Source organism: Caldalkalibacillus thermarum (assembly GCF_014644735.1).
GTDB classification, from domain to species: Bacteria; Bacillota; Bacilli; order Caldalkalibacillales; family Caldalkalibacillaceae; genus Caldalkalibacillus; species Caldalkalibacillus thermarum.
This window is the reverse complement of record NZ_BMKZ01000004.1, coordinates 98,683-112,040: the sequence shown is the minus strand read 5'-3', so window position 1 is coordinate 112,040 and position 13,358 is coordinate 98,683. Positions and strand designations below refer to the sequence as shown.

General features: G+C 46.6%; 13 protein-coding genes and 1 other annotated feature. Of the genes, 2 read left to right on the top strand and 11 right to left on the bottom strand.

All coding sequences use genetic code 11. The features are described from left to right. Positions 1–839: ISNCY family transposase (locus tag IEW48_RS03045; RefSeq protein WP_188622523.1), on the top strand; the 839-nt coding region annotated here is incomplete at its 5' end. 202 nt (positions 840–1,041) lie between these two features. Here the strand turns inward: IEW48_RS03045 and ileS are convergent. From ileS to spoIIGA, 10 genes are all read right to left on the bottom strand, one after another. Further along, complete coding sequence (gene ileS / locus IEW48_RS03040; RefSeq protein WP_188622522.1) at positions 1,042–3,822, bottom strand: isoleucine--tRNA ligase; 2,781 nt, start codon at positions 3,820–3,822, stop codon at positions 1,042–1,044. 109 nt (positions 3,823–3,931) lie between these two features. Beyond that, positions 3,932–4,194: a binding site (T-box leader), on the bottom strand. Positions 4,195–4,317: 123 nt separating this feature from the next. Beyond that, the gene (locus IEW48_RS03035; RefSeq protein ID WP_007505664.1) at positions 4,318–4,818 is read right to left on the bottom strand and encodes a DivIVA domain-containing protein; all 501 of its coding nucleotides are present in this window, start codon (positions 4,816–4,818) and stop codon (positions 4,318–4,320) included. 87 nt (positions 4,819–4,905) lie between these two features. Beyond that, on the bottom strand, positions 4,906–5,679 hold the full coding sequence (locus tag IEW48_RS03030) for a YlmH family RNA-binding protein (RefSeq protein WP_188622521.1): 774 nt from the start codon (positions 5,677–5,679) through the stop codon (positions 4,906–4,908). A gap of 12 nt (positions 5,680–5,691) precedes the next feature. Further along, positions 5,692–5,958, bottom strand: coding sequence for a YggT family protein (locus IEW48_RS03025; protein WP_007505662.1), 267 nt, complete (start codon positions 5,956–5,958; stop codon positions 5,692–5,694). A gap of 87 nt (positions 5,959–6,045) precedes the next feature. Then, the gene (locus IEW48_RS03020; RefSeq protein ID WP_007505661.1) at positions 6,046–6,726 is read right to left on the bottom strand and encodes a YggS family pyridoxal phosphate-dependent enzyme; all 681 of its coding nucleotides are present in this window, start codon (positions 6,724–6,726) and stop codon (positions 6,046–6,048) included. A gap of 37 nt (positions 6,727–6,763) precedes the next feature. Then, positions 6,764–7,588 carry a peptidoglycan editing factor PgeF gene (gene pgeF, locus IEW48_RS03015; RefSeq protein ID WP_188622520.1) on the bottom strand — a complete coding sequence of 275 codons (825 nt, stop codon included), beginning with the start codon at positions 7,586–7,588 and terminating at the stop codon, positions 6,764–6,766. Positions 7,589–7,694: 106 nt separating this feature from the next. After that, positions 7,695–8,012: a YlmC/YmxH family sporulation protein gene (locus tag IEW48_RS03010; protein ID WP_007505658.1), complete on the bottom strand. Its 318-nt coding sequence runs from the start codon at positions 8,010–8,012 to the stop codon at positions 7,695–7,697. A gap of 214 nt (positions 8,013–8,226) precedes the next feature. After that, complete coding sequence (sigG, locus tag IEW48_RS03005) at positions 8,227–9,012, bottom strand: RNA polymerase sporulation sigma factor SigG (protein WP_007505656.1); 786 nt, start codon at positions 9,010–9,012, stop codon at positions 8,227–8,229. 98 nt (positions 9,013–9,110) lie between these two features. Beyond that, positions 9,111–9,836 carry an RNA polymerase sporulation sigma factor SigE gene (gene sigE / locus IEW48_RS03000; RefSeq protein ID WP_371874806.1) on the bottom strand — a complete coding sequence of 242 codons (726 nt, stop codon included), beginning with the start codon at positions 9,834–9,836 and terminating at the stop codon, positions 9,111–9,113. Further along, complete coding sequence (spoIIGA, locus tag IEW48_RS02995; RefSeq protein ID WP_188622519.1) at positions 9,830–10,780, bottom strand: sigma-E processing peptidase SpoIIGA; 951 nt, start codon at positions 10,778–10,780, stop codon at positions 9,830–9,832. Before spoIIGA ends, sigE begins: the two co-directional genes overlap by 7 nt. 314 nt (positions 10,781–11,094) lie before the next feature. Here spoIIGA and argS point away from each other — a divergent pair, with 314 nt between their 5' ends. Next, positions 11,095–12,789, top strand: coding sequence for an arginine--tRNA ligase (argS, locus tag IEW48_RS02990; RefSeq protein ID WP_188622518.1), 1,695 nt, complete (start codon positions 11,095–11,097; stop codon positions 12,787–12,789). 54 nt (positions 12,790–12,843) lie between these two features. Here argS and IEW48_RS02985 read toward each other — a convergent pair whose 3' ends face one another. Further along, positions 12,844–13,347, bottom strand: coding sequence for an acyl-CoA thioesterase (locus IEW48_RS02985; RefSeq protein ID WP_007505650.1), 504 nt, complete (start codon positions 13,345–13,347; stop codon positions 12,844–12,846). Positions 13,348–13,358: the final 11 nt, after the last annotated feature.

Below are 13,358 nucleotides of genomic sequence, written 5' to 3'. Positions count from 1 at the left end.
CCATGTGTCTTTTGGCCGCTATTGATGATGCCACAGGAAGAATTGTGGCCGCTGTTTTCCGTCCACAGGAGGACACTGAAGGATATTTCCTCTTAACCCGGCAAATGATTGAACGGGAGGGCATCCCCATGAGCATCTATTCCGATCGGCACATGATCTTCCGTTCCCCTCATGACAAGCTCACGATTGAGCAAGAACTGGCAGGGGAGTCCAAGCCATTGTCGCAATTTGGCCAAGCACTGAGAGATCTTGGCATTGAACACATCCAGGCCCATACCCCACAAGCCAAGGGACGGATAGAACGGCTGTTTGAAACACTCCAGGACCGCTGGATTGTTGAATTACGTCTTCGTGGAGTGGATTCCATTGAGGAAGCCAATCGTGTCTTACCCGAGTTAATCGAGGAACACAACAAAGCTTTTGCTGTTGAACCGACTGATCCCCATAGCGCTTTTGTTCCGCTGGAACAAAACCAACCAGATTTAGATCTGATTTTATGCTACCGTCATTGGCGTACCTTAGGAACGGGACAAACACTGTCCTTTGATCACAAAACCTATGTTGTTGCTGAGGACAGCCAGAAAACCGTTATTCCGCCCAAAACACGCGTAGAGGTGCGTCAGACACTGGATGGAAGACTCTTTTTGTGGTACAAGGGCAAAGCCTATGCGTTGAAGGAAATACCTAAACCTAAACGCCAGGCTGCCCCGTCAAAACAAAAAGCGGGCTCAGAGCGAAAGCCCCATAAGCCTGACGAAAATCATCCTTGGCGGAAACCACTGTTTAACCCAAAAGAAGCACCAGAGACTGCGAGGTGTAGTCAGACAGCGCCAAGCTGATACAGGGACCTTCATCCCTTAATGACCATACAGCCTGAGCAGCGAACGAAATCAAGGGCGAGTGCAACGAGGGCGAAAGCCTTTACCCTTGATTTCGTGAGCGTAACAGGCTAGTCTTGTGCAAGGGATGAAGGTATCAATATGACATTTTTACTGACGAATTAATATGACATTTTCACTGACGTTTGACAGTCCAGCTTTTTTAAGCCTGAATGAGATGTTGGTAGTGTTCGTTCACGATGCTGGCACAGCGCGGGCAAAGGGTGGGGTGTTGCTCATCCTGTCCCCGATCAGGGGTCACCACCCAACAGCGTTCACATTTTTCACCTTCTGCTGGTTGCACATGCACCTTCATGCCTTCCAGGCTAAGGGCATTGTCAGGCGCTTTGTCTTCGTGCCCATGCAGGTTGACCTGAGAAACGATAAACAACTTGTCCAGGTTCGTAAACTGTTTTAATAATTCGTAGTTGGCTTGATCCGGATAAATATGCACTTTAGCGCCGAGTGATGAGCCAATCACTTTTTCTTTACGGGCCACTTCAAGCGCCTTAAGCACTTCGTCCCTGGCCTTCATAAACGCATTCCACTTTTGTTCCAACCCCTCATCAAAGTAAGACTCATCCACTTCCGGGAAGTCTGTCAACTGCACGCTTTCTTCCTGAACGCCGGGAATAAACTTCCACACTTCCTCGGTTGTGTGGGGTATGATCGGCGTGAGCAATTTAACCAACATGGTTAAAATGTCATAGATCACCGTTTGCGTTGCCCGGCGTGCTGTGGATGGGGGTGCCTCTGTATACAATAAGTCTTTGGACACATCCAGGTAAAAAGCGCTCAATTCAATCGTGCAAAAATTATGGATCGTAGTGTACACATTGTGGAATTGGAAATCCTCATAAGCCTGGTGCACTCTTTTTAACACCTGCTGGGCTTTCAACATGATAAAGCGGTCCAGCTCCGACCAATCTTCCCGCGCAACCCGGTCCTTCTCAGGGTCAAAGTCGGCCAAGTTACCCAGCATAAAGCGCAAGGTGTTGCGGATTTTGCGATACACTTCGGCAATTTGTTTCAAGATCTCATCGGAGATACGCACATCCTGTGTATATTCAACGGAAGAGACCCACAAACGCAAGATGTCTGCACCCAGCTGATCCATGACCTTTTGGGGAACAATCACATTCCCTAGGGATTTGGACATTTTACGCCCTTCCCCGTCTAAGGTAAAACCATGGCCCAGCACGGTTTTATAGGGTGCCTGGCCATTTACCGCCACAGACGTAGACAGAGAGGAGTTGAACCACCCCCGGGATTGGTCAGTGCCTTCCAGATAGAGGTCAGCCGGCCAAGTGAGATCTTCCCTTTGTTTCAACACCGCCTCATGGGAAGAGCCAGAGTCAAACCAGACATCCATGGTATCCATTTCTTTTTTAAATGAGGTTGAACCGCAATGGGGACATTTAAACCCTTCCGGCAAGAGCTCCTGCTCTTCTTTCTCATACCACGCATCAGAACCTTCTTTAAGAAAGATATTGGAAACATGCTCAATCGTTTCATCAGTAATAATTTCTTTATGGCACTCTTGACAGTAGAAAATGGGAATGGGCACACCCCAAACCCGCTGGCGGGAGATACACCAGTCTCCCCGGTCCCGGACCATATTGTAAATACGGGTTTCTCCCCAGGCTGGCACCCATTTGACTTTCTTGATTTCCTCCAGCATTTGTTCACGGAACCCGTCAATGGAGGCAAACCATTGTTCAGTAGCCCGGAAAATAACGGGCTTTTTGCTCCGCCAGTCATGGGGATAAGAGTGGGTAATAAAGGAGAGCTTCAATAAAGCCCCTGCTTCATCCAGCTTCTGGGTAATCACTTTGTTGGCCTCATCGTAGAACAGTCCTTCAAACCCTGGGGCTTCTTCAGTAAAGTAACCGCGGTCATCAATGGGGCTTAAAACACCCAATTTGTATTTCTGCCCCACATAAAAGTCTTCTTCCCCATGGCCTGGAGCTGTATGGACACAGCCTGTACCAGATTCAAGTGTCACATGCTCGCCCAAAATGACAGGGGATTCACGGTCATACAACGGATGACGGGTGATCACATATTCTAATTCTTCCCCTTTAAAAGTCTTGAGCAGCTCATAACCTTCCCATTCCAGTTCTTTTTCCAGTTGCTCCAACAATCCCTTGGCCACCAGATATTTTTGACCTTTCACGCGAATCTGGGCATATTCAAACTCGGGATGCACAGCAATAGCCAGGTTAGCTGGGATGGTCCACGGCGTGGTCGTCCAGATCACAACTTCCGTATCCTCATCCAGCTTACCTTTGCCATCTTTCACTTTAAAGGCCACATAGATGGAGGGAGAGCGTTTGTCTTTATACTCGATTTCAGCTTCGGCCAGGGCAGATTCGGATGACGGTGACCAGTAGACCGGTTTTAGTCCTTTATAGATGTATCCTTTCTTGGCCATTTCCCCAAATACTTTGATTTGCCGGGCCTCGTATTCGGGCTGGAAAGTAATGTATGGATTATCCCAATCCCCACGCACGCCAAGTCGTTTAAATTGTTCCCGCTGCCGGTTGATATATTTTTCCGCATACTGTTTGCAAAGCTGTCTGAACTTAATGATACCCACTTTTTTACGGTCCACTTTTTCGTTTTTAATGACGGCATGTTCAATGGGTAAACCATGGGTATCCCAGCCAGGTACATACGGGGCATGATAACCTGTCATCGATTTATAGCGGACCACAATATCTTTCAGCACTTTGTTCAGAGCATGGCCCACATGGATATCCCCGTTGGCATAGGGCGGACCATCGTGAAGAATATAAGTGGGACGCCCTTTGGTGCGTTCCTGTACTTTGCGGTAAATATCAATCTCATCCCACCACTTTTGAATCTCCGGTTCCCGTTTGGGCAAATTGGCCCGCATGGGAAAGTCTGTTTTCATGACTTGCAGGGTCTCACGGTAATCCATTGGTTTTAATCCCTCCTGTTTTTCCTTATTTAAATGTAAGGGACAGAGCAGTTAATTGGCACGACACAAGCACGGGATGAGCAGCAGAATAACAAAAACCTCCCATCCGTCTAGGGACGAGAGGCTTCTCGCGGTACCACCCTAGTAAACGCAATCCTCCCCATCACATCACACAAGAAAAAAACAAATAAGACCTCTAAAGCATTGCGTTCACTCTGGATTCGTAAGGTGAATCACTCCGGCCACACCTACTCCACGTTCAGTGGGCCAACTCCCAGGTGATCTTCAATAACCCGTTTTCGCCAGGCTTCCACCATCCCCGGCTCGCTAGAGAAAACGTTGGTTATTTACTCTCCTGTTCATCGTTTTTCATGTCTATCATGTTTTTTATACTTTATTATAGTCAATATTAAACATAAGTAAACCCCGAATCAAGCCCGTTTTCAGAAGCAAACAACCTGCCATTTATAGGTCTGAACATGAAGATGTAAAGATTTAAGGGGATACCCTCCGCTCTTCCAATTCGTTATACTCGCTTTTGGCCAGCTTGTCCCAATCATCATTTTCCAGCATCTCCAGCTGGGCTTCCAACAAAGTGCGGAAACGGGTTCGGAAAATAGAAGCCTGTTTTTTTAATTCTTCTACTTCCATGGCGATTTTACGGGATTTGGCCAAAGCTTCGTTAATAATCCGGTCAGCATTTTTCTCTGCTTCTTTAATGATTAATTCAGCCTCTTTTTTGGCATTTGCTTTCACTTCATCTGCCGTTTCCTGAGCAACGATGATCGTTTTGCTCAAGCTTTCTTCAATGTTGTTGAAGTGACTCAGTTTTTCGTTCGCTTCAGCCACTTTTTCTTCTAGTTCTTTTTTCTCCCGGATTAAAATCTCAAATTCCTTGATCACCAAATCCAAAAACTCATTCACTTCATCTTCATCATAACCTCGGAAAACCCGTTTAAATTCTTTATTATGAATGTCCAACGGCGTTAAGCCCATGTGCCCCCTCCTTCTCCACATCTTTATTTAGGTGTTGCTGTTTTGCTTACTTTATTCGACAGATTGAGCAAAAATCCTGCTCACCTGTCATTTTTTAAAGCCGAGGTGAATGCGAAATTTATCTTTTCGTGTTTTTCTGTCAATCTCTTGAAATAAAAAGCGTCCATAGCCCTTGATGGAAATGGTGTCACCCTCTTTAAGCACTTCTGCGGGACGGTCCTCCACTTTCCAATTGACCTTCACTCTGCCTGATTCGATCAGTTGAACGGCTTTGGTCCGTGATTGCCGGGTGCATTCAGCGACAATCACATCCAAACGCAGGGAACTGACAATAGCAGTGACCGCTTGCCACTCTTCTTCTGGGACAGTTAAAGCCGACCAATCTGCCTTTTCAGCCTGGACTTGGTGGCGTCCGATGCGGGTGAGGTGCAACCGGATATACTCCTCCATTTCCTGGACTACAATCACCTGTATGGTCTCAGGTGTGATCAAAATATCACCCACAACCTCCCGTTTCAGCCCCAATCCTAACAGCGAGCCGAGGACATCCCGATGGGTGACGTTTACCCACTGACTGGCTTTAATGTTAAGCAATGCCAGCTGAAATTCATCCCAGGTGACATCCAAATAGTCGGGAATAATCCATGCCCTTTTACGCTCTGCCTGCTGAAATCCGCCCCACAATTTGACCTTCACATCCGGTGCATGTCCCACTACGGAGCGAATGATCAGCTGCTCCCTGGGATTTAAAAAAGGGGTTAAGCGAGGGTGATGGCGCTCTCTGACAAGTTCGGCCCACTCGGCCATCCGTTCCACAAAGGGGCGCTCTTCAGGACGGAAATGCTGTTCCAGCTGCTCCATAGCAAGGGCTCCTTACAACAGCATGTCAATTAAGGCTAATGCGCCGTTATGCGCAAACCGCAGAGCAATAAAAGCGACAATAGGAGAAATGTCAATAAAACCGATGGGTGGAATAATTTTACGGAATGGGGCAAGGATGGGCTCCACAAACTTGCCTAGTAATTCACCGAAGGCAGACTGGCGTAAATTGGGAATCCAGGACATCAAAATGTAAATAAACATCATCAGGGTATAGACAAAGAAAAATGTGTTGACAAATTCAATCAAAAAGGATTTCATTTCATCACCTCATTTCCTCATACTGTTGCCACGAATGATCTTGGTATGCCCACACCTATGTATGTACCCCCTCATATAGGATACTGATTATCTTCCCATTAAACAAGAACCTAAACGGAGATAAGTGGCTCCTTCTTCCACAGCAATGGTGTAATCATTGGACATCCCCATAGACAATTCGGTTAATGGGGCATGGGGATACTTTTTGCCTTGTAAACGAAGTTGCAATTCCTTCAACCGGGCAAAAACAGGCCGGGTTTGTTCAGGGTCCTCCACATGCGGCGCCATGGTCATTAAGCCAATGGGGATAATGTGCTTAAACTCAACCAAATCCTCAATGAAGCTTTCCACCTCTTCCGGGTGAAGCCCGTGCTTTGATGCTTCTCCAGAAACATTAACTTGAATGAAACAAGGGATGGAGAGTCCGTGCCTGGACGCCCTTTTTTCAATTTCTTTGGCTAAAGAATGCCTGTCCAAGGAGTGAATGTAACGGAATTTATCAATCACATATTTCACCTTATTGGATTGCAAATGGCCAATGAAATGCCAGGTCCCCCGGTGACCCAATTGTTCCCATTTTTTAAGCGCATCCTGTGCTTTATTCTCACCTACATGTTCGAGGCCAGCGTCAAAAACCTCTTGCATCTGTTCGAGGGACATATATTTAGTGACCGCCACCACAGTAATCTCTTCCGGGCGGCGGCCGCTCTTGGCACAGGCTCGCTCAATATTGTCCCTCACTTTTAACCATCGATCATAAATACTCAAGTGCGAACCCTCCTCTCGTGACTCTGACCACATCGCTTTACTTGATCATAATAAAACTAGCCAGGCGGCCTGTTCGGCCTTGTTCTTTACGGTAAGAGAAAAACAAATCCGTCCGGCAACTGGTGCACCAGCCCGACACCTCAATATTGGCTTGGGGAATCCCTGCCTGCTTTAACAAATCATGATTAAGCTGTTTCAGATCTAACATATATCTGCCGTTGGGTTTAGGAAGAATGACCTCGTCTGTGAAACAGCCCTTCAGTGGCTCCAGGGCGCTAATGACCCGGTCATCCACTTCATAACAGCAGCCGCCGATAGACGGCCCAATCAACACTTTGATGTCTTGGGGACGGCTTCCAAATTGTTTCTTCCAGCGCCTGACCATTTTGGGGCCGATCTGGCCGACAGTTCCCTTCCAGCCGGCATGGGCCAACCCGACCACCCTAAGACGAACATCGATAAAATATAACGGCACACAGTCAGCATAAAAAGAAGTTAACAGGATTGAAGGATAGTCGGTATACAACCCGTCAACTCCTGGAATGGCGCTTTCACGCGTGCGGCTGCCCCTCCCTTTATCACCAGGGCGCACATAGTATAGTTCGACACCGTGCACTTGTTCACCACACACCATGTCGTCTAGGGTTAACCCCAGCTGTTCAACCAGACGCTGGCGGTTGGCAAGCACTGCTTGTACAGAATCTCCCACATGAAGGGCGCAATTGAACGAAGAAAAAGGAAACTGGCTGACCCCACCTTTCCGGGTGGTAAAGCCAGCCACCAGCCAGGGATAGTCTGTGGTCCAGCCTGTTGGTATCAAGAAATGGTCAGTGTAAAAAGCGAAAACCTCCTGAGTGGTCATTTCAGCGACGCTCCTTTTAACCTTATCTTATAAAAATATAGTCAAATGCTCAATAGATACAGAGTAAAAAGTCTTCACCAGCGCTTGTCCCGCAGCAAAAGGTGACTTATGGCTGGGAATACGGGCGGTAAACTGGGGGTTCAGGGTTAGAGGCTTGGCCTTCCTTTTCTTCCTCTAAGTCATATTGGGAGGAATCCAGCTTCACCAGGATCACATCACTGCCTATCTTTATAATGTTACGCCAGGGGATGACAATGTCTTTCCCATTGGAAAACAACCCGAAAAACTTTCCGGGGCCAGGACAAATAATGGCATCGATTCGCCCATGTTGCAAATTGATCTCCAAATCATACACAGCTCCTAAATTTTTTCCATCTGCAATATTCACCACATCCTTGGTTTGCAGTTCAGATATCTTAATCATTGGCGTCCCCACCCACACGAGGTTTTACTTGAAGCACACTTTTATGTTTTATGTATATGAGGCTAAAAGAAAAAAGTCCACTAAAAAATAACGGCCGCCAACCATTGATTGACTGGCCGAAGCGGTCTCGCCAGACACTCAATGTTAGCGGCCTGAAGCATATGATTGGCTTACCCCGTTTACTCTTCGTCCAAATGACCAGGGCATGAAACTTTTACAAATTCACCTGCACGTATTTTTGCATTTGGGCAATCGCTGCTTTTTCCAAACGTGACACTTGGGCCTGGGAGATGCCAATTTCATTGGCCACTTCCATCTGTGTTTTTCCTTCAAAAAAGCGCATGGATAATATGGCCTTTTCCCTTTCATTCAGCCGGTGGATCGCTTCCTTAAGGGCAATTTCCTCCACCCACTGATAATCTTTGTTTTTGTCATCACTGATTTGGTCCATAACGAAAATGGGATCTCCCCCGTCATGGTATATCGGCTCAAACAAAGAGACAGGATCTTGTATCGCATCTAGGGCAAAGACCACATCTTCCTTAGGAACGTTTAATACTTCTGAAATTTCTTGTACTGTGGGCTCTCGGGAATGCTCATTGGTGAGCTGATCCCGCACCTGCAGTGCTTTATAGGCAATATCCCGCAACGAACGGGAGACACGGATGGGATTGTTGTCACGCAGATAGCGGCGGATTTCACCAATAATCATCGGAACAGCATAAGTGGAAAACTTCACGTTTTGACTGAGATCAAAATTATCAATCGACTTCATCAGTCCGATACAACCGACTTGAAACAGATCATCCACATATTCCCCCCGGTTGTTAAAACGCTGGATCACGCTTAAAACAAGGCGCAAATTGCCGTTAATCAGTTTTTCCCGGGCTGAGTAATCCCCGTTTTGCATTTGCTTAAACAGTTCCCTCATTTCTTTGTTAGTCAGTACAGGCAGTTTAGAGGTATCCACTCCACATATCTCAACTTTGTGTCTGCTCATTCTGCTGTTCCCTCCTAGTGGAGCTAAGTTAGTGTTAAGTATCCCCTAGGAGGGAAAAAATATGCATTGGCTTTTGAAGGGGAAAAAGAGGCGTTTTTTCACATCATTTTTTTAAATTCTTTCCGCAACCGCTTAATAATACGCTTTTCCAGCCTGGAAATGTAAGATTGGGAAATCCCCAACATATCAGCCACGTCTTTTTGTGTTTTCTCTTCTCCGTCTCTTAGACCAAAGCGCAATTCCATAATTGTTTTTTCCCTTTCGGATAATTTGTGCAGGGCTTTGTGCAACAATTTCTTTTCCACTTCTTCCTCAATACCGCGATGGATGGTATCATTGTCGGTCCCCAGCACATCAGACAATAGAAGCTCATTGCCGTCCCAATCCACATTGAGCGGTTCGTCAAATGAAACTTCAGCTCTGATCTTGTTATTCCGCCTCAGGAACATCAAAATTTCATTTTCAATGCAACGGGATGCATAGGTGGCCAACTTAATTTTTTTATCCGGATCAAAGGTGTTGACCGCCTTAATCAGGCCGATGGTGCCTATGCTGATTAAGTCTTCGATATTGATTCCCGTATTTTCAAACTTGCGGGCAATGTAAACCACCAAGCGCAGATTACGCTCAATCAGCATGGCCCGTACAGCCCGGTCTCCAGTCGATAATTTGGATAATAAGTGCTCTTCTTCATCACGGGTCAACGGTGGAGGCAAGGCTTCGCTTCCTCCAATATAGTAGATCTCTTCGGCTTTAATCCCCAAAAACAACAGCAAACGATACCAAAACAGCATCAAGGTCATTTTAATTTTTGTTATCAGCATTTTATCGCCTCCCTGAACTGTGTCCTTGTCTTTTGACCCGAACCAATAAGATCTGGATGAACGATGGCCTGAAACAAACCGTCGGCAGCCAGCGGCTGGTCATTGATGCCGATTAAGACCTGCTTGGTTTGAAAGCACCCTAGAGAGGTGATAATGGTCACTTCATCCGGTTTAAAGGCCAGCATCATCTCCATCCCCTGACCCACCCCCCGGTAAGGAATCAATGACAGGCGTGCCAGCCAGAGATTGGGAACCTCAAGCTTATCCCACTCATATACCGCCCTGCCTTCCTGAACTGCCTCTAACAGCTTGCGGGGCATCACCGCCTTCAGTACCTCTGCCTCCATGATCATAACCGGTTTTTTTGTAAACGGTTCATACAGCTGGTTTCCTGTATCTACTAGCCCTTGACAGTTCACATGCTGACCACCGACTTTCACTTGAACCTGGACGAGCACCTGTTCCTTTAATTTTGTCCGTTCAATAGACTGCCATTGGCTGCGGCTAAACCAGTACATAATTGGAAAACCAACAGCAACAAATAGCCAGGAAATCAGGTCTCCGTATCCGCCAGACTGGGTAGCCACCATGCCCTTTAGCAGCTGGTGATTGCTCTGCAAAATATAATGAACGGCCAAGAGGCCTCCGCCGCTGACAAACGAAACAAAGTAAAATGTAAAAAAAGATTTGACAAATCTTTGCATGCTGCCAAATCCAAAGGCAACATAAACAATGACAACAGAAAAGAGCATTTTAATCCAGAAGGTATAATAGCTTTGCAAAGGAGGAACAAATAGGAACAAAACATAACTGGATCCAAGAAACGAAGCCAGAGCCAATCTCCATTTTTTACATTCCAGTTTCCGTAAGACGGCCGTTAACCAGAGGAGCAAATAATCAATGCAGAAATTTAAGAACCAGATCAGGTCCAGATACAGCTGCATGTCCGGTCTCCCTTAAACCAAGATGAATCCAGTATAGCTTAACTTTTGTTCAGAAGCTGTTGAATATTGCCATCTCTCTCACACTTTTTTTAGCAAAAAAGGGCGACATTCGTTGTCGAACAATCCCGTAAACACTAGTTAATCTATGCTGAATCTGGCCAGTTTAGAACAACCAATGAACCAGTAGACTTGATTTTGGTGCATTCAGTTCAGTATAATAGGAAGCGAACCGCTCTAGTCCGCTACATAGCAGATGATGCAACCTCTTGCCATGACTCAGGCGAGGGGTTTTAAAGTTTAGGAGGCAAACGAACATGAAAAAACAAGTTGTCAAGCTCTTAAAACCGCTTCTTGATTTAGATGAGCAACAGATTTTCTCCGTGCTGGAGACGCCCCCTTCCAGAGAGCAGGGAGATCTCGCTTTTCCCTGTTTTCAATTGGCTAAACACTTCAAAAAGTCACCAGCCCTGATTGCAGGAGAATTGGCCGGCAAACTGTCAGCAGCAAACCTGGCTGCAGCAGGTTTTTCAAAAGTGGAAGCAGCAGGTCCTTACCTCAATTTCTTTTTCGACCGTCAGCAGCTGGCTGAACAAGTGCTGGCCTCAAGTGTCAGGGATCAACTGGCCGATTATCAAATCGGGGCCAACAAAACCGTGGTGGTTGAGTATTCCTCTCCCAATATTGCCAAACATTTTAAACTCTACCACATCCGTTCAACCATGATTGGCCAGGCCCTGGCCAATACCTATGCTGCGCTGGGCTACCAAGTGGAGCGTATGAATCATCTCGGGGACTGGGGAACCCAGTTTGGCAAGCTTTTAGCCGCCTATTTTAAATGGGGTGACGATGAAAAAATCAAGGCTGATCCCCTCACGGAACTGGTACATCTTTATGTGAAGTTTCATGAAGAGGCGGAAAAAAATCCCGAGTTGGAAGAAGAAGGGCGGCTCTGGTTTAAAAAGCTTGAAGACGGCGATGAGCAAGCTGTCCGTCTCTGGCAATGGTTTAAAGAGGAGAGCTTAAAAGAATTTGAAAAGATTTACCGTTTGCTGGGCGTCACTTTTGACCACTATCTGGGAGAAAGTTATTACGGGGAAAAAATGGAGGAAGTTATAGAAGAGCTCCAAGCTAAAGGGTTGCTGGAAGAGAGTGAAGGGGCGCTGGTGGTGCGCCTGGATGATTACAATATTCCCCCTTGCATTATTAAAAAGAGTGACGGGGCTTCCATTTATGCCACCAGGGATATCGCAGCAGCCCTGTACCGCTACGAGCGCTTCAATCCGGAGAAAATTTTATATGTGGTCGATCAGCGTCAATCCCTCCATTTCCAACAAGTGTTTGCCGTTTTGGAGCGGATGGGCTATGAGTTCGCCAAGCGCTGCCATCACATCGACTTCGGGGTTATGAAAATTGAGGGGGAAATTGGTTCCACCCGCAAGGGCAAAGGCGTGCTGCTCAACGAAGTCCTTGAGCAAGCCATCAAGAAAGCGGAAGAGATTATTAACCAAAAGAACCCCACCCTGCCCAACAAAGCTGAAGTTGCCAAAGCGGTTGGCATCGGTGCCATTGTCTTTAACGATCTCAAGCAGCACCGTACCCGTGAAGTAAACTTTAAATGGGACGAGGCCTTCAATTTTGAAGGAAAAACGGGGCCCTATGTCCAGTACACCCATGCAAGAATTTGCAGCCTGTTGCGCCGTGCAGGGGATATGGAGATCAAACCTGTCCCCCATCCCTTCTATGAACAACCCTTAGTATGGGAAATTATCTATACATTGTATCAATATCCCTCTGTCTTGGTGGAAACAGTGAAAAAAGATGACCCCTCCCAGATCGCCAAGTACCTGCTGGATCTCTGTCAGCTGTTTAACCGCTTCTATGCCGAAGAACGCATTTTTGTGGATGATCAGGACGAACAGCGGGCCAAACTCGCTCTGTGCCGCAAAATTGCCCTTGTTCTCAGACACGGCTTGTCTATGCTGACCATCGAGGCCCCTGAGGAAATTTGATCCGTTATTTCACATAGCCTAGCTTTGTGTTTATGAATTAAAGCCCTTGGACGGTTATGATCCAAGGGCTTTAATCAGTTTATTTGTTTCAATACGCTTCTTCTGTCTTGCCTCCCGCCGGGCATGGCGGTCCTTGAACACAAACTTTTGCTCCTCTGTCTCAGGATAGACCTCAGGCACCGGGGCCGGCTTGCCATGTTCATCAAGGGCTACAAAGGTTAAAAATGATGTGGCCGCTATCGTTTGTTCGTTTGAGCGGAAATCCTCGGTCATAATCTTGACAAACACTTCCACAGAAGTGTGACCCACAGAGGAAACGTATGCTTCAAGGGTGACAATATGCCCGCTTAAAATAGGCTTGTGAAAATGAACCCCGTCAATGGATGCTGTCACAATATCCCGTTGGGTATGGCGTTTTGCGGCAATGGCCGCCACTTCATCAATATACTTCATCAATAAGCCGCCAAACAATGTATTATGATTATTCGTGTCTCCAGGCAAAACAATCTTGGTCAGAACAGTGCGGGAGACATTCATGGAACGGCGTTCGCGGTTCAAGATCCATTTCT